Source organism: Paenibacillus sp. FSL W8-0194 (genome assembly GCF_037969745.1).
In the GTDB taxonomy this organism is placed as follows: domain Bacteria; phylum Bacillota; class Bacilli; order Paenibacillales; family Paenibacillaceae; genus Paenibacillus_AQ; species Paenibacillus_AQ cookii.
On sequence record NZ_CP150205.1, the window covers coordinates 4,886,544 to 4,903,061 of the forward strand.

Below are 16,518 nucleotides of genomic sequence, written 5' to 3' on the forward strand. Positions count from 1 at the left end.
AGTCTTCTTTTCCATATCCTTTATCACCATTCCCTGCAGCGAACGTCATTATGCGGCAACAATTGACAACGGACGGAAGGTTGCAAAATCGTAATATACCGCGGATTAAAGCGGTCACATTTAGCTTGGCGCGCCTTACCCTAATGCACAACATTTGTCATAATTTTTTTTTGCCCGAAGGGGCTTCGCTAGAAGTTCAAGGGGATAAGCTGGAATGATTCGTCTTCCGGGATCGTCCATCAAGAATCATGGGGACGGTCTTCGACCTGCCGGCGAGATCCCCATTTTGCAAAAGAAAAAGGACCCTCGGACGAGGCCCTTATGGAACAATATGGATGTACATACACGCCTTGAGTGGACGCACCCTCCGAAAGGAGGTGATGCGATGAACATTTCGTTCGGTGAACTTTTTTTCGATTGGACGCCGCCTTCTTTAGGATTGGGCATAAGCGCTGTCGGCTTTCCGTTGGCAAGCAGCACTTACGCCCTTAGCTTTGCCTTTTTGGCTTCGCATAGCTAACGCGAATTGCGTTTGCGCGCGGCCAGCAGGCGGTCCATCGCCGCGGACCGCTCGTCCTGCGGCGGCTTCGCTTCGGCCGCCGCCGGTTGGCCCGGCCCCGCCGCAGGCGGCCGGGCCCCTTCCCGCCCGCGCGCGCCGCCCTGGCTCTGCGCCGCGGGGCGGGCCTCCGAAGCCGGACGCTCCGCTCCGGCTTCGGGCTTCCCGGCGCGTGCCTGCGGCTGCGGCCGTTCTCGGGCGGCGGCGCTGGGCGTTCGCCGCCGCCGTAAAAGGCTGCCGCGCGCTGTTTCCGCGCGGCAAGCCTGCCCAGGCCGGCGTCCGGGGCTTCCGCCCCCCCGTGGCAAGCTGCGGCCGCCTGCGCAGCGCGGCGGCCAGGCGTGCGCCGATCCGGCCCCACGGGAGGGCCAGGCGGCGCACGGCGACATCCGCGACCCAAAGCATCAGGGCCGCGGCCAGCAGCGCATAACGGAGATCATGCAGCTGCCGGCTCGGGCGCGGAGGCGCCGCAAACAGCTCCTCCGGCCGGTCCCAGGACAACACGCGACCGCCGGTCATGTCGGCGAGACGTTGCAGCTCCCGCTCCGCGTCCCCGGTTTCGATCCGGTATTCGGGAGAATACGGGACGATCAGCCCGGTCGGCATGGCGACGTTTTGGCCGCTGCCGTCTTCCAGCGACAGCAGGAAAGATCCGGGCTGCTCCACCGTCATCTCCCCGCTGTAAGTGCCCGGCGATTCCTGAACCAACTCCGTCGTCACCGGCTCCAGCTCATCGCCGGTCACGATCGCCTGCAGCTGCTCGGGCCCGGTTCCGGAGGCGGAGCTTACTTCAAACCGCACCTTGTTCCCCTCGACCTGCGTTTTGACATCGTACGGGGAAGCGGCAAATTGCGGGAAGGTCCATTTCACCATTTGCGTCAGCACGTTGGAAAATGCCGGCCAGGACACCCAATCCTTCGACCATTTCCCCATCATGTCGCTCGTCCAGGCCACCGTGCGGCCCGAGCCGTACTGCCAGCGGGCAAGGAGCGGATCCGGTTCGGGGCTGGTCAGCACCGTCTGGGCCGCGGGCTTGGCCGTCGTTGCCACGTAACCGTAAATTTGCGGCACGCCGCTTTCAAACAACGATCTCCAGTCGCCCGGATCCTGCAGGGCGGGAACAAACGGCTTGTCCACAATATACGATTTCGAGATCATCGCCGCTTCGCGGCTGAAAATCGCCGGAATCGTCGTCTCGTCAAACGCCATGTAAAACCGTCCTTTGGCTCCATCGGCAAGCGTTTGAAGCAAGTTGACGTCCGCGTCGCTGCCTACGGCTACCGTGGACATCGTAATTTTGGCGTCGTTCATCTGCTCCAGAAGCGGCCCGTATCCGCCGTTGCCCGCGGACTGTCCGTCCGTCATCAGGATGATATGCTTGCGCTGGGCCTGGATCTTCAGCATTTCCTCTACCGCGGAAGCGGCGGCGGGATAAATGTCCGTTCCCCCGTCGCTTTGGATCGACTGGATTTCGTCGATCACTTCCTGTTTTTTATCATTCAGCGTCATAGGCGGGACGACCCACAAATTGTTGGTATCGAAAGCCAATACGCCGACCGTATCCTTGGACCGGAGCATTTCGACTGTGCGGATCGCCGCTTCTTTGGCCATTTCCATTTTATCGCCGGACATGCTGCCCGAGCGGTCGATGACGAGGATGAGTCCCAGCGACGGGATTTGCCTTTTGCCTTCGAGCTCCATCGATACCGGCAAAGCCCGTTCGATCGGCGTTTTGAAATAACCGCCCATGCCGAAGGAATCCTCGCCGCCGACCATCATAAAACCGATGCCGTAGCTCTTGACGGCCTGCTCGATCATTTCCAGCCGCCGTTCGCCGACCTGATCCCCGGATACGTCGTTAAAGATAATCGAATCGTAGGCGGCATATTTCGCGAGCTCCGTCGGCAGGAGCGCGGGGCTCGGCAAGATGTCATACTTCACGAGTCCGGATTGCAGCGCGGCCGCAATGTTCCCGGAGGTCCCCTTTTTGCCCTCCACGATGAGCACCTTTGGGGGACCGTCCACGCGGGTGAACGCATAACCGGCATTGTTCGCCGATTGGCCGTCGCCGTCCATGAACATTTCCGCCCGGTAACGGTGGAGTCCGGTCTGTTTCGCGAGCGCTTTGACGGCAAAACGGTTTTCGCCTGCGCGGATATCCACCGTTTCCCTGCCGATTTCCCGGCTGTCCTCGTAGAGCCTCAGTTCGCCGCGCCCTTTGTAGGTGCTCCTGACGAGCACCTCGATCGAAAAGGATTCGGCTTGGTATAGCTTGGATGGCACGGTAACTTCCTCCACCGAGACATCTTGGAGCTGCCGGGAAGGCGACGGCAGCACGTCGACGGGAACTCCCCGGTCCTTCAGCATCCGCCCTGCGGCCAGCATGCTGCCGACGTTTTCCTTGCCGTCGCTGATCAGCACGATCCTGGAATCTCCGCTGCCGCCCAGCAGGTTCCCTGCCAGCATAAGGCCTGACTCCAGGTTGGTGAACTCCGGCTTTCCGGCGGCGTTGAACCGGAACGGGTCCGGCAGCAGCTTCAGCAGCTTCTGCTCGTAAGAACCTTGGAGCGTCGAAGAGACGACGCCGACGGCGTCGGCTTCCTTTTTCGAAGCCGACGATTTCTGCACCCAATCTTCCGCCGGCCCGGCTTCCGGCATGCTTGCGGACCGGTCCACGACATACACGACCTTTTTTTGCTCGAGTACCGTATACGATTGCAAACCGGAAATGGCCAGCACCAGCAGCAGGAGCACGGCGGAACGAACCGTCGCCGCCCCGATTTTCCGTGCGCCGGACAGCCGGTAATCCGATTTGAATGCGTACAGCATCAACGCCGCGAGCGGAAGCAGCAGAAACAGCAGCCAGGGATGATTAAATTGAACGCCCACGCTGGTACACCCCCCATTCCACGAGAATAACGAGCAAAGCGAGGCAGGCAAGCAGCGTCATCAGCGGTGTTTGGCGCCGCTCCCCGCGGCTGTTGTCCGCGGCTACTTCAGCCGCCTTACCGGCGGCAACATCCTTCCCGTCTGCCGTTTGGCCTATCGCCGCAAGCTTGGCATTCGGCGTTCCCTGCTTCCCCTCGAAAGGATCGGCCGACGCTTCGGCGTAATACTCCGTCACTTTCCCTTCGCGATCCCGCTGCTCAAAAACGTACAACCCCGGAACCGGAGGCAGCTGCTGCAGCGCATTGATTCCTTTTTCGTTCGCATCGGCCTGGATTTCCGGCACCTGGAGCGTTTTGGCCAGCCCCTCTTTGGCCACCCACCGGGCCGAAACGGCATCGGCCGCGACCGGGATTTCGACCCGGGATCCCGCCGTATGGCGCCCCAGATTTTGGCCTCCGCTTCCCGTCAGCCAGGAGACCGCCTCATGAACGACGATCGGGAACTCCGCCGACAGCGGAAAATCCGTATCCTGCAGGTCGAACAAAAACGACAACCTCGGCTGTCCGTTTTCCATCCCCGCAATGACCGCGGGGTGGGTGCCGATGCTGACGATCGGGGACGCCCAATCCGGAAGCTTCCGGTTCAAGAGGCTCCCGATGTAGACGCCGTTATAGCTCGCATATTGGTTCACCGGGTGATTTTCAAGCTTCGGCTGGGCTCCGCCCGCGTCGATCTTGCTTTCGCCCCCGCCCACGGTCCACACCGGCGTACGGTCCATCAGCTTTTTCCAATCGTCCTGAGCCGTAAAAGACGGCGCCGGCCCGTCGATGACGACCAGATCCGGCGGGTTCCCGGGAACGGCTGCCCTGCCTGCCCCGCCGGGAACGGACTCCTCGCCTTCTTTCCCGGGCAGCGTCATTTTGACGACTTCGGCTCCCGTCAGCTGCAGCGCTTTTTCCAGAAACAGATTGCCCCGGGTCAGCAGCAAAATCCGCGCCGTTTCATTCCGCTCCGAAAACGCGTACGCTTCGTTGTCGGCGGCGTAATCGTCCGCCTCCTCCACTTCGGCCCGGTACACTTCCGCCTCCGGCACCTCCCGGAACGTAAGCGTGGCCGTTCCTCCCGGCGCCAGCATTGCGTTTTCCGTTTGCAGCAGCTTGCCGTCGCCATACAGGTTGACGTGCGCTTCTTTCGCCGCGCCGCCGCTTTGGCCGACAACGGCCACCGCCGTTTTGCCTTCCGCTCCGTTTTTAACGCCAAATTGCTGGAGGGCAAGATTAAAACCGGCTTCCGCCTCTACATTCATCACTTTTACCGGAACCCCAAACGGCACCGAGTCCGGCTCCCCTCTCCACTGCCCGTCGGTAAACACGACGACTTCGGCATCCGTTTCATCCCGGGTGAGCGCGGAAGCGATGGACAGCGTTTCATCGTAAGCGGCCCTTCCAAAATAGGGTTCCAGCGAATCGACGGCCTGCAAGGCGCGGCTGCGGTCTTTTTCCCGGGAAATAAGCAGGTTCGGCTCCACATTCATGCCAAGCAGCGTAATCTCGCCGTCTTTGGCTTCGTGTTCGAGATAGTCTTTGATCATCCGCTTCATCAGCGCCAGCTTCTCCTCGCCCGGTTGCCCCTGTGCCGAACCGGAACGTGCGCTCATGCTTCCCGACGTATCGGCCACCAGCACGACATGCGCTTTACCAATGTCCGCAGCAGACCAATAGGGCTTCATTAAGGCGAAAACGAGCAATGCCGCGGCAAGGAGCTGCAGCCAAAGAAGAAGCCTGTTTTGCAGCTTTTGCCAGGGCCGGTTGGCCTCCAGGTTTTTTATCACCCGCTGCCACAGCAAATGGCTTGGCACAGTCGTATCCAAAAATTTGCGCTTCAGCAAATACATCGCCAAAATCGCCGGTATGCTCAGGCCGAACCAGAGGCCCAGCCATGAACCGATCCCCACTCGGATTCCTCCTTCCCCCATTAGGATTCAAGTCCGGCTTTACGCCCGGATAAGCCCCGAGCCGGCCAACGCGCCAAACACCGCTTCTTGAAGCGTCATGCCGCTGGACAACGCGACAAAGGAAATGCCGCGCTCCGATGCGATTTTTCGCAGCTCGTTTTGGTAACGATGCAACTCCTCCCGATAACGTTCGAGCACCCGTCCGGTAATGGCCACTTCCTTCCCGGTGTTCAGTTCGCTGTCGACAAGCCGCAAATCGCCGCTAAGCTCGGGACGGATCTCCTCCGGCGACAGCACCTGCACCAGCACGACCTCCTGACCGGCGCCCGCCAAGCGGGAAAGCGCGTTTCCCACATCGACTTCGCCTTCGGCAAGCCAAAAATCGGAAAAGATCCAGGTCATGCCTTTCAACCTTGGGATTGCGCCAGGTTGCCCCAGCGCCGCTGATAAGCTTCCTTCCCTGCCGGGGGGCATGTCCTGCAAAAACTGAAACAGCCGCACCGCCGAGCCTTTCCCCCGCAGAACGGGCAAACGGGCGTCGATCCCGTCGCTGTAGCAGCAGACGCCGACCCGCTCGTAGGAGCAAAGGGCGATGTACCCGATGCTGGCGGCAAGCCTTTTGGCAAAAAGCAGCTTGTTTTCTCCGGACTTCCGGCCCCCTTTTTCATCCGGCGACGGCGCGCCGCCAAAATCCATCGAAGCCGAACAGTCCACATAGAGGCTCAGCATCAGCTCCTGCTCGTCCATGAACTGGCGCACAAACGGTTTTCCCGTGCGGGAATACACGCCCCAGTCAAAGCGGCGGATGTCGTCTCCGGGCGTATAGGAGCGGTAATCGGCAAATTCCAAGGATGAACCGAGCCTGCTCGAACGGCGTTTGCCCTGAAGCGTGCCCGCCACCCTTCTGCCGGAACCGAGCGTGAGCCTTTCAAGGCGCGCCATCCAGTCCGAAGGCAGCAGATGGTCGCTGGTCATGGCCGCCCTCCGAGGGCTTGCAGCATTTCGCCTATGATCTGGTCGGTCGTGATGCCGAGGGCTTGTCCCTCGAAATTCAAAAAGATCCGGTGCCGCAGGGCAGGCACGGCCACCGCGTGAATGTCGCTTTGCGCCAGATGCATTCTTCCCTGGCAAACCGCCCGCACCTTGCCGGTCGATATGATGGATTGAATCCCGCGCGGCCCGGAGCCGAAACGCACGTATTTTTTGACGCCTTCGGGGGCCGAGGCTTCCTCCGGATGGGACATCATCAGCAGCCTGGCGGCATAATCGAGCACATCGTCGGCAACCAGGACCTCCCTGACCCCATGCTGGATTTCCAGAAGCTCCTCCGGTCCCGCCTGCTTCGCGATGGACGGGGCAAGATTTGCGGTCGTTCTTTTGACGATTTCCTTGAGCTCGTCGGAGCTTGGATACGGCACGAGGATTTTGAGGAGAAAACGGTCAAGCTGCGCCTCCGGCAGCGGATAGGTGCCTTCGTTTTCGAGCGGGTTTTGCGTCGCCAACACGAAAAACGGGCTTGGCAAACGATGCGTTTCGTTCCCGACCGTCACCGTTTTTTCCTGCATCGCTTCCAGCAGCGCGCTTTGCGTTTTGGGCGTGGCGCGGTTGATTTCGTCCGCCAGCACGATGCTGCTGAACAGCGGTCCGCGCTGGAACGTCATGCCCGTCTCGCCCTGCTTGCCGAAGGACAGGATTTGGGTTCCCGTAATGTCGCTCGGCATCAGGTCGGGCGTAAACTGGATGCGGGAGAAGGAAAGATCCAGCGTATCGGCAATGGTGCGGACAAGCATCGTTTTCCCGAGTCCCGGAATCCCTTCCAGCAGCGCATGCCCGCCCGCGAAAATGCACCAGAGCATCTGCTCGACGACCTCCTGCTGGCCGACGATGATTTCGCCGATTTGGCCGCGCACCCGCGCAATCGTTTCTTTCCAGGCTTCAGGCTGGATGATAGTTTCCTGCATCTTCGTGCTCCTTCCCGTTCCCTTATATGTGTTAGACCCGGTTACATCCCGGATATCGTTACGGATTCGGATTGATCCCGGTAAAATAGCTTTCGACGAGGTTCTGCATCTGCTGCGGCAGCTCCTGCCGCCCCAGCGATTTTTTCGCTTCGGCTTCGTATTCCTTATAGACTTCTTCGTACGGGCGGCTCGCTCCATCTACGGCAGGGGCCGGGCCGCCTTTTTGGATCGTTCCGCCTTGGCCTTGCAGCGGGCCTTTGTCGTTTTGCTTATTCCCGCTGCCCGCAAATTTGCGCGGCGTCTTGACGAAATTTTGTTCCCCGGCGCCAAGCCCCGCTCCGGGTCCTTGACCCGTGCCCCTGCCTGCGCTTCTTCCCGACCCGGAACCGCTCCCGGAACCGCTGCCGCTGCCGGAGCCGCTCCCCTGCCCGGACCCTTGCGTTCCGCTGCTTCCCGGCGAAGCCGAACCCCCGTTTTCCGCATCGCTGATGTCGTATTCCTCGGCCAGGGCCAGCTCTTCTGCACTCCCTCCGCTGCTCCAGGCGTCCGAGACCTCCATGCCGGAGGCGGTCATTTGCGAAGCCAGGCCCAGCCCTTGCGCAGCCAGCTTCGAACTGAGGCTGGCGGCTGCCGCCGATTGGCTCGCGGCTTGCGCTTGGGCGGCAAGCGCTTTGGCAAGCGCGGCCTCCAGTTCGTCCAGCGCCTCTTCCGTCTCTTTGTCTTTAGCCCCTTCGGCAAGGGCCTTTTCCGCCTTTTTCAAGGCTTCCTTCAATGCCTTCGTTTCCGGGTTTTTATCGGCTTCGGCAGCCAGCTTGTTCAATGCTTCCCGGAGCTGCTCTTTTTGCTCCTTTGAAAGCCGCTTCACTTCCTGCTTGAATCGTTCCATCGATTTTTTCAGGTTCTCCGCTTGGCCATCCGCCAGGCTTTTCCCTAAAGAGGACATGTTCGGAGCGTTTTGCATCTTTTTCCCGAGTTCCTTGACGTTCCGCACGGCCGCTTCCTGTTTGGCCGCCGTTTTTTCCATTTCCTTCATCGTTTTTTCGAGCTCGGCCAACGCTTTTTCCGGATCCTTTTGTCCATCCAGCTTTTGTTGCAGCGATTGGAGCCGGTCTGCCAGCGGTTTTTTCACGGAAGGATCGAGTTTTTGCGTCTGAAGCTGCTGCACCAGTTCATCGGTTTTCTTTTTCTGATCCTGAACCCATTCCTTGCGGCGGTCCGCTTCGGCAAGTTTGGCGTCCATCGGGCTCGGCAGCAGCGAAAGCGCGATCGTCCCGATGAACAGCAGACTGGCCGCGATCGCGATTTTTTTATGGCTTGGAAACGGCAGCCTGCGGCTCAGCTGGGAAACGAAACGGTCCCCGTAAGCTTCCGCTTGCTTTCGCTGCCAAACGGCCGCCGGAGCGTCGGAACCGGCAAAAGAAAGCGCCGTGACCATCATATCTGTCCGCTCGGCTCCGCCGGTCGCCGCATCCATGGCCTCCGCGGCCTCGCGGTCCTTCACGCGGTGCGCAAGCCCCCACGCCATGCCGGCGGCGAGACCGAGGATCGCAGCGGCCAGCGCCAGAAAACGGTAAGACGGAACCGGCCACAGCCGGGCCGCGAGCAGAATCAGCAAGGCACCCGACAGCCCTGCGGCGATCCCGTATAAGGAACAGCGCAAAAAACGGAACTGCTGCAGCCGAAATTTCGTTTTGCCGATGGATTTGCGAATGGCGTCCACCCGTGTCCCTCCTTTAACGTCGCGCGTTGTCGCCACAAACGTTTAATGCTCTTAAAGCAAGTCCAACCTTCCCCTAAAACGTCCAGGTCTCAAGAGGGATCGCTTGCGCCCGTTTCGACGGAAGGCGCGTCGTACCTCTGCTTTCTATGCTTGCGTCTCGCCACCGGTCGGATTTTGCGGATGCTGATCCACAACGATCCGATGATGACCACGCTGTACACCAACAAAAATTCCTGCCACAGCTGGATCGGGGCGTCGGAATTGAGATTGCCGTTCCGAACGAGAAATGCCCCCTTCGAAAAGCCGGGCTCGAACAAGCTGATCAGCGCCCCTGCCGGGTTCAGCCCAAGAATGTAACCGACAAAAGAGTACGTCGGCCCCGTTGCCGTCGTCGGCATCGAATAATAATTGCGCTGCACGATGCTCATCACGAACAAATAAAGCAGCCCCGTCATCAGAAATATGCACAAACCGACGCCGTACGTGACAATGACGGAAATCATCGTCCGCTTGAACAAGGTCGAAAACAGCACCCCGAGCGAACCCAGCAGCAGCATGACAAACAAGTAGAACAAGAAAATATAGATCATTTGTTTCAGCGAAATGCCTCCGTACAGAAACACGATGCTGTAAATGGGCATGGTCGCCACGACGATCAGCGTCATAAAGCTCAAGGAAGAAAACAGCTTGCTCAGGATGATCGTGGACGAGCTTTGCTGCGTCGTCAGCAGCATGCTCAGCGTCTGTTTTTCCCGCTCGCCGCTGATGACGCCGGCCGTCAGCGCAGGGGCCATAAACGCGATCAGGACGAGCTGGGCAAAACTCAGCACGTAAAACATCATGCGGCCGGCGCCCGAATTAAAGGCCTGGTTCCCCTGCCGGTCAAGATAAAGCGAAACATAAATGTAGCCAAGGGCGATCAGCCCAAGCACCAAAACGTATGCCAGCAGGGAAATCGCCGACCGCGGGGTCCGCATGCGCAAGCGGAATTCCTTGTCGAGCACCGGGTTGATCCATTTGCGGCTCCAGTTCATTCGGCAGGCCCTCCTTTGGTGATTTCGAGGAATACGTCCTCCAGGTTGGTTTGCGCTTCATGGAAAGATATGACGGCAAATCCCCAGGAGATGATCTTTTGCAGCAGTTGTACCTGCTCCAGGTCTCCGCCGCCGAAATGGACGTGTACGCCCGTATTGTCGGACAGCACCGCCGAGACCATGGCTTCGTCCTGCAAACGCGCGGCCAGTTCTTCCTGGCGTTCCATGACGCGGACGTGGAGCACTTTTTTGACGCGGAGGCGTGCCTGGATGTCGGCTACCCTGCCCTGCGCCACCATTTCCCCGTGCTCGATGACGCCGATCTCGTCCACCATCTCCGCCAGCTCCGGCAAAATATGCGAGGAAATGATGATCGTTTTGCCCATCTGCTTCAGTTCCTTCAGGATTTCGCGCATCTCGATTCTGGCCCGCGGGTCGAGCCCGGAAGCCGGCTCGTCCAAAATAAGCACCTTGGGGTCATGGATCAGGCAGCGCGCGAGGCATAAACGCTGTTTCATCCCCCGCGACAGGCCGTCGACGTAAACGTCGCGTTTGTCGCTCAAGTTGACGAGCTCCAGCAGCTGCGGAATGAGCTTTTCGCGTTCGGCGCGCGGAATGTTGTAGCTCGCCCCGTAGAAATGCAAATATTCCGTCGTTTTGAGCTGGTCGTATACGCCGAAGAAATCCGGCATATACCCGATCCGTTTGCGGACCTCTTTCGGATGCCGGGTGACGTCGAAGCCGTCCACTCGGGCCACGCCCGAAGTCGGCAGCATCAACGTCGCCAAAATCGCCATGGTCGTCGATTTTCCGGCCCCGTTGGGACCGACGAAACCGAACACCGTCCCTTCGGGAATATGCAGATTGATATCTTTTAAGGCGGCAAAGTTGCCGTAACGTTTGCTTAAATGTTGAATATCGATCATGGTTTGACCGCCCCCTCTACCGCAAGCTCGGGCAGAATCAGCTCCGTTGCCGCTTTGGCCGTCACCTTCATGCGAATCCGTCCTTGCGAAGCATACTGGTCGTTCGGATTCGCTGCGCTCCACTGCTTGGAGGTATCCCATTGGATGAGCTCCCAATCCTGCTTTTTGTAATTGAAGATATGATATTCCGTTTGCTTGCCCGCATTTTTGCTCCGCAGCTTGAGGACGCCGCCCGCCATCTTTTTCAAATCCGGAACGTCGTAATCGAACGTGACGCTTCCTTGCTCGATATGGCTGATTCCGTTTGGTTCCTCGTACCACCCCGGCGCCGAGATCTGATTGACGACCGGCGCAATGAAGCCGAACGGAAGGTTTAATTTGCCGTTTTGGATCCAATGGACGTTGACCGGCTGCAGCCACAGGTTCAGCTGGTCGCTTTCGATTTCGTGATTGTCGCTGCGGTAATTGAACAGTTTATCGTTGCTGAACGCCAGCACATAGGCATCCCGGGACGTCCAGGCCGAACCTTGAAGGTAATTATCCACCAGCCCTCTCTCCCGGACATAAGGGTCGTTGCCGTTCGGGTATTGCTGGAACAGCGCCATGCTGAGCATGCCGTTCCGGGCCGTCTGCACGTTTTGGACCGATGCCAGGGAGACGGTTTGGCCTTTCTCCAAATCCCCCAGCGGGTAAAGTTTCCCTCCGACGACGAGAGCGGCGTTCTTCAAGTTTGTGTTGGTCGTGTTTGCGACGTTTCCGTCGATATTGCCCTTGTCGTTGATGAACAGGTTCACTTTCAGCTGCCCTAAACCTTCGTTTTGGCGGCGTTGTTCCACCCAAAGCTTGGCGAGGGACCACTGCGGCATATCGAGCAGCTGGACTTCCGTGCTTTTCGGTCCGACCTCGACCAGATTGCGGCTGCTGTCCGACCCGGAAAATGCACCTCCGTCCCGTTGGACTTTCACGTACGTGTTTGCGGGAAGCTCCAGTCGGTAATCGCCGCTGCCCGGGGAAAAAAACGCGGTTGCGCTTTTGACCTTCCCCAGTCCGCTGCCATCCAGCTCGACGACGTTGAGCGTGTGGGCAAGCTCCTTTGTTTTGTCCGAAGCGCCGATCATGTACACCGTACCGCTGGCAATAACCGCGACGAGCGGGATGATCCACCATGCCCATTCCCGCTTGTCCGCCTTTTTCAGCAGCCAATAAAGCAAAGGGGCGACCACAATGGCGTAAACCGCGATCAGCCAGGCGAGAACCTTGAACGACGGCATTTTAAGGGTAGGGAAAAAGTTCAAAACATAGCTCAGGTTCATCAGCGGACTGTAATTTCCGGTCATCGATTTCATGTTGTTTTTTTGCAGCTCATTGCCAAGCAGGGCGGACCATGCAAACGGATGGCCGGGCCAAGAAGCGACCGGCTCCTGAGCCAAATCGTAAGCGGCATACAGCACCCGCCCGTTTTCGATCTGCCTGCTTGCAAACAGCGGTTTCCCTGCGGTCGAATACAGCACCGTCGCTCCTTTCGCCAGCTGGACGTCAGCCAATGTCAGCTCGCCGTCCAAACTCAGCTTGCCGGGACTGCCTTTGCCGTTTCCTTGCTTGTACGCCCCGAGCTTTTCCAGTTCGGGCAACGCTGCAACGCTGAAGGTGCCTTTATATTCGACGGGCGAAATCGCGGCAAAAGGGGCAGCCGTTTTCGGATAAGCCGCGCCGCCTCCAAGCACCAGCTTGCCTCCCGTTCTGACCCACTGCTCGATCGCCCCCACTTGGGCAGGAGTCAGGGAGTCGGATGCGAAGCGGTTCAATACGATCACGTCCAAGCCGTCCATCAGCATCGGATCGCCAGGCACGTCCTGCTGCTTCATGTGAAGCACGCTTACTTTGGAATTGCCGCTCGGCAGGAGCGTCAGGAAATTCATCGCATCCGGATCCTCCGACAGGACGGCGACGTTCGTCGGATTCATGCCGGCTCCGGAAACATAACTTTTCCCGGACGAAAAACCGACAAGATTTCCTTTGTTTACGGATCCCTCATAAAAACGGATTTCGTTATTGTTTTTGTCGTATTGCTGCCCCGGAATCGCCAAAACGACCTCTTTCGCCGTATCCTTCGGCAGCTCGACGTGCTGAATATAGGACGCCGGGCTGTTCCCGTAACGGTCCTGAGTCACTTGGAACACGATATCCCCGGAAAGGTCCCGGTTGCTCGTCAGAGTCAGTTTGAGCGGATTCCATGTCCCCTCTTTGATCGTTCCTCCGTAACCTGCTTCGCTTTTCAGCGCGATGGACGGCTTGTCATCGGCGTACACCGTGCCTGTGCCCGATACCAGCGGAAGCAGCAGCAAAAGCGCGATCGCCCATAAAGGAAGCCTTGTCCGCTTTTTATTACGTGTCGTAAAAAACAATATTTCCGCTCCTCTCTTCTCATGGGTTGAAATGATTTTATCTACACTGGCAAAATTGTCCTCATAATAAAGACGCATTTTTTTGCCGTTTCACTTCAATATTTTTAAAATTTTCTAAGAAATTTCCTGCCCGATCGTCAAAATTTGCGAGAAAAAGGCCGGTTGGAATCCTCCGAATCCCATCGGGATGCGCCATACATGGGGTTCCGAAGGCACCCCCCGCAGCAAAGGCCCTCCGGATTCGGGATGTATAAAAAAAGCCTGCTTCCATCCGAAGCAGACTTTTTTGTAAGTGAATATGGTTTTGACGATTTAAGACGAAGGTTTAGCCGTTAAATACGACCGTTTTGTTTTCATGCACCAAAATCCGGTCTTCGATATGCCATTTGACGGCTCTCGCCAGAACGACGCGTTCGATGGTCCGGCCGATCCGCTTCAATTCGCCGACATTATCGCGGTGGCTGACGCGCTGCACGTCCTGCTCGATGATCGGGCCGCCGTCCAGCACTTCCGTGACGTAATGGGCGGTTGCCCCGATGATTTTGACGCCGCGCTCATAAGCTTGGGCGTAAGGTTTGCCTCCGACAAATGCCGGGAGGAAGGAATGGTGGATATTAATGATCCGGTTCCGGTAATGTTCGATGAAGGACGGCGAAATGATCTGCATGTACCGCGCCAAAATGATGACATCGATATCGCTGCCGACCACTTCAAGCTGCCGTTGCTCGGCTTCTTTTTTCGTATCGGGCGTCACCGGAATGTGATGGTACGGGATGCCGAACGACTCCACGTATTCCTTCATGTCCGGATGGTTGCTCACCACCATCGCGATGTCGGCGTCCAAATCGCCCGCCTGCCACTGCCACAGCAGCTCGACCAGGCAATGGTCCTCTTTGGAAACGAAAATGGCGAGTTTTTTCTTGCGGTTAACGTCGTATATCTTCCATTGCATGCTGAACTTCGCCGCTACGGCCGCAAACTCTTTTTCAAGCTCGGGCAGCCGCTGCTGCAAATCCGGCAGGTCGAATTCGACCCGCATAAAAAACATGCCGCCTTCCGGGTCCATCGAATATTGGTCGGACTGAACGATATTCGCTCCGTGTTGATGCAGAAAATGCGATACGGCCGCGACGATTCCCGGTCCGTCCGGACAGGAGATCAGCATCCGCGCGCGGTTGGCATGTGCTTGGGATGTACTGGATGCATTTTTCTTGACGTGTAGTTCCATGAAGCTTCTGCTCCTCCTCGTTCTCTCTATAATCTTCTTTTGGTTCCAACGTTTCTTGGCCCGCCGGTTACTTCAACGCTTCTTTGCCGGCGAGGCAGGCGATAAGCCGTTGGTTGATTTGCTCCTCGCTGAGATCCGGGAACAGGTTCGCTTCGGCGATCATGTCGTATAAGCGTTCCAAAGGCTCCCGGGAATCGGCTTTTTTCGCTTTGGCATCGTTTTTGAGCAGCGTCCATACGTCCAGGACGTATTGGCTTGGCTGGATGTCCTGCTTCGCGAAAAACGAGTGCAGATCCTCCACCTGATTCATAAAGTCGCCGCCGAAACGCTCGGATACGCTGCCGCGCAAAAGCGCGATTTCGATTTCGTACATCGGACGCTGCGTTTTGGCGTCTTTGCCGATCCAAGGCGTTTCCAGGATAAATGGTCTGCCGGCCAGCTTCTCATGATGCACGACGGAGCGAATCGTATCGAAACCGATCCATCCGGAACCGATCGGGGCGTGACGGTCCTTCCCGGCTCCGCGCGGGTTTTTGCTGTCATTGATATGCACGACCCCGATGCGATCCAATCCGATGATGCGGTCAAACTCTTCAAGGACGCCGTCCAGGTCGTTGACGATATCGTAACCGGCGTCGTGGATATGGCATGTATCCATGCAGATCGTGAGGCGGTCGTTTTTTTCCACCTTCTCGATCATGCGGGCGATTTCCTCGAAGGTCCGTCCCATTTCCGTCCCTTTGCCGGCCATCGTTTCGAGGGCGATGTGGACTTCCGTCTCATCGGTTCCGTTCAGCACCTCGTTCAGGCCGTCGGCGATCCGCTGAATGCCGTATTCCGGGTCTTTGTCTGTATATGCTCCCGGATGGAGGACGATATTTTTCACGCCGATGGCGTGCGTGCGGCGGATTTCCTCCTGCAGGAAGCTGACCGCAAGCTCGAACGTATTCGGCTTGTAAGATCCAAGGTTGATAATGTAAGGCGCGTGAACGACGATTTCCTCAAAGCCGCTCTCCTTCATTAATTGCTTGCCTTCTTCGAGATACATCGATTCGATCGGTTTGCGGCGCGTATTTTGCGGTGCGCCTGTATATATCATAAACGAGCTCGATCCATAGCTGTTGGCTTCGTTGGTTGCGCTTAACAGGCCCTTGTCCGAAAAGGACACATGAGAACCGATTTTTAGCATAATCCATCCCCCTCATTCGAATTAAACCTTATTTTATCGTGAATGCTGAAATAAATCTAGGAATGGGTTATAATTCTAAGAAGGTAAAATGAAAATCGAAGAATAGTGTAGAGGTGAACCGCATGCACAGTACATGGGGCGTGAGGCTGCTGTCCTCGTCCATGCCTTCCGATATGTTCATGAATTCCATCATGTTATGGGCCGTCATCCTGCTCGTATTGATGATGATCGGCGGATATTTCATGATCCGGAAATTTTTGAAGGTCCTGCCGAAAAACGACGGCAAGTCCAAGCTCGATTGGCAGAACCATTGGGTCGAATCCAGCCGCCATCTTTGGACGGACGAATCCAAGGCATTTTTGGAAAAACTGGTCAAACCCGTGCCCGGACCGTTCCGGGACATCGCCAAACATTCCATCGCCGCCGAAATCGGCAGAATCGCTTTGGAAGAGGGAGCCGCGGAAGTGACCCGCGACCATTGCATTAAAGGGTACATCTCCGCGACGCCAAAAAAGGACAACAAGTTCCTCGTCGCTTTTCTGAACAAAAACCAGATCGACTACAAGCCGTACGAGCATTTGATGCAAAAGTAGGTTCCGAGATACTAGCGAAACAAGCCCCCGGCAGGAGCATCACTCTTGAAGAAATGAATCATTTCG

11 protein-coding genes are annotated in these 16,518 nt (G+C 57.6%); 1 reads left to right on the forward strand and 10 read right to left on the reverse strand.

Features of this window, described 5'->3' with window-relative positions; all coding sequences use genetic code 11:
• Positions 1 to 433 precede the first annotated feature (433 nt).
• From MKY58_RS22390 to MKY58_RS22435, 10 genes are all read right to left on the reverse strand, one after another.
• The gene (locus tag MKY58_RS22390) at positions 434 to 3,442 is read right to left on the reverse strand and encodes a VWA domain-containing protein (protein ID WP_339322180.1); all 3,009 of its coding nucleotides are present in this window, start codon (positions 3,440 to 3,442) and stop codon (positions 434 to 436) included.
• Positions 3,426 to 5,396, reverse strand: coding sequence for a VWA domain-containing protein (locus MKY58_RS22395; protein ID WP_339322181.1), 1,971 nt, complete (start codon positions 5,394 to 5,396; stop codon positions 3,426 to 3,428). Before MKY58_RS22395 ends, MKY58_RS22390 begins: the two co-directional genes overlap by 17 nt.
• A 39-nt stretch (positions 5,397 to 5,435) precedes the next feature.
• On the reverse strand, positions 5,436 to 6,371 hold the full coding sequence (locus MKY58_RS22400; RefSeq protein WP_339322182.1) for a DUF58 domain-containing protein: 936 nt from the start codon (positions 6,369 to 6,371) through the stop codon (positions 5,436 to 5,438).
• On the reverse strand, positions 6,368 to 7,357 hold the full coding sequence (locus tag MKY58_RS22405) for a MoxR family ATPase (RefSeq protein ID WP_339322183.1): 990 nt from the start codon (positions 7,355 to 7,357) through the stop codon (positions 6,368 to 6,370). The genes MKY58_RS22400 and MKY58_RS22405 overlap by 4 nt, the downstream gene beginning before the upstream one ends.
• A 58-nt stretch (positions 7,358 to 7,415) precedes the next feature.
• A complete protein-coding gene (locus tag MKY58_RS22410; protein ID WP_339322184.1) occupies positions 7,416 to 9,077 on the reverse strand; it encodes a phage tail tape measure protein in 1,662 nt (553 codons plus the stop codon).
• A gap of 89 nt (positions 9,078 to 9,166) precedes the next feature.
• A complete protein-coding gene (locus MKY58_RS22415) occupies positions 9,167 to 10,111 on the reverse strand; it encodes an ABC transporter permease (RefSeq protein WP_339322185.1) in 945 nt (314 codons plus the stop codon).
• Positions 10,108 to 11,037, reverse strand: a complete 930-nt coding sequence (locus MKY58_RS22420) for an ABC transporter ATP-binding protein (RefSeq protein ID WP_339322186.1) — start codon at positions 11,035 to 11,037, stop codon at positions 10,108 to 10,110. The genes MKY58_RS22415 and MKY58_RS22420 overlap by 4 nt, the downstream gene beginning before the upstream one ends.
• Entirely contained in the window at positions 11,034 to 13,442 is a 2,409-nt protein-coding gene (locus MKY58_RS22425; protein ID WP_339322187.1) for a hypothetical protein, read from the reverse strand. The genes MKY58_RS22420 and MKY58_RS22425 overlap by 4 nt, the downstream gene beginning before the upstream one ends.
• 325 nt (positions 13,443 to 13,767) lie before the next feature.
• On the reverse strand, positions 13,768 to 14,670 hold the full coding sequence (gene purU / locus MKY58_RS22430) for a formyltetrahydrofolate deformylase (RefSeq protein WP_036714779.1): 903 nt from the start codon (positions 14,668 to 14,670) through the stop codon (positions 13,768 to 13,770).
• A gap of 67 nt (positions 14,671 to 14,737) precedes the next feature.
• Positions 14,738 to 15,859: a deoxyribonuclease IV gene (locus MKY58_RS22435; protein WP_339322188.1), complete on the reverse strand. Its 1,122-nt coding sequence runs from the start codon at positions 15,857 to 15,859 to the stop codon at positions 14,738 to 14,740.
• Between the two features lie 122 nt (positions 15,860 to 15,981).
• Between MKY58_RS22435 and MKY58_RS22440 the strand changes: the two genes are divergently transcribed.
• A complete protein-coding gene (locus MKY58_RS22440) occupies positions 15,982 to 16,452 on the forward strand; it encodes a DUF2621 family protein (protein WP_339322189.1) in 471 nt (156 codons plus the stop codon).
• Positions 16,453 to 16,518: the final 66 nt, after the last annotated feature.

Bases quoted from the DNA above. Each gene is read 5' to 3' on its own strand.
- MKY58_RS22420 (WP_339322186.1), bottom strand. From the start codon at position 11,037: ATGATCGATATTCAACATTTAAGCAAACGTTACGGCAACTTTGCCGCC.
- MKY58_RS22405 (WP_339322183.1), bottom strand. From the start codon at position 7,357: ATGCAGGAAACTATCATCCAGCCTGAAGCCTGGAAAGAAACGATTGCG.
- MKY58_RS22400 (WP_339322182.1), bottom strand. From the start codon at position 6,371: ATGACCAGCGACCATCTGCTGCCTTCGGACTGGATGGCGCGCCTTGAA.
- MKY58_RS22415 (WP_339322185.1), bottom strand. From the start codon at position 10,111: ATGAACTGGAGCCGCAAATGGATCAACCCGGTGCTCGACAAGGAATTC.
- MKY58_RS22435 (WP_339322188.1), bottom strand. From the start codon at position 15,859: ATGCTAAAAATCGGTTCTCATGTGTCCTTTTCGGACAAGGGCCTGTTA.
- MKY58_RS22440 (WP_339322189.1), top strand. From the start codon at position 15,982: ATGCACAGTACATGGGGCGTGAGGCTGCTGTCCTCGTCCATGCCTTCC.
- purU (WP_036714779.1), bottom strand. From the start codon at position 14,670: ATGGAACTACACGTCAAGAAAAATGCATCCAGTACATCCCAAGCACAT.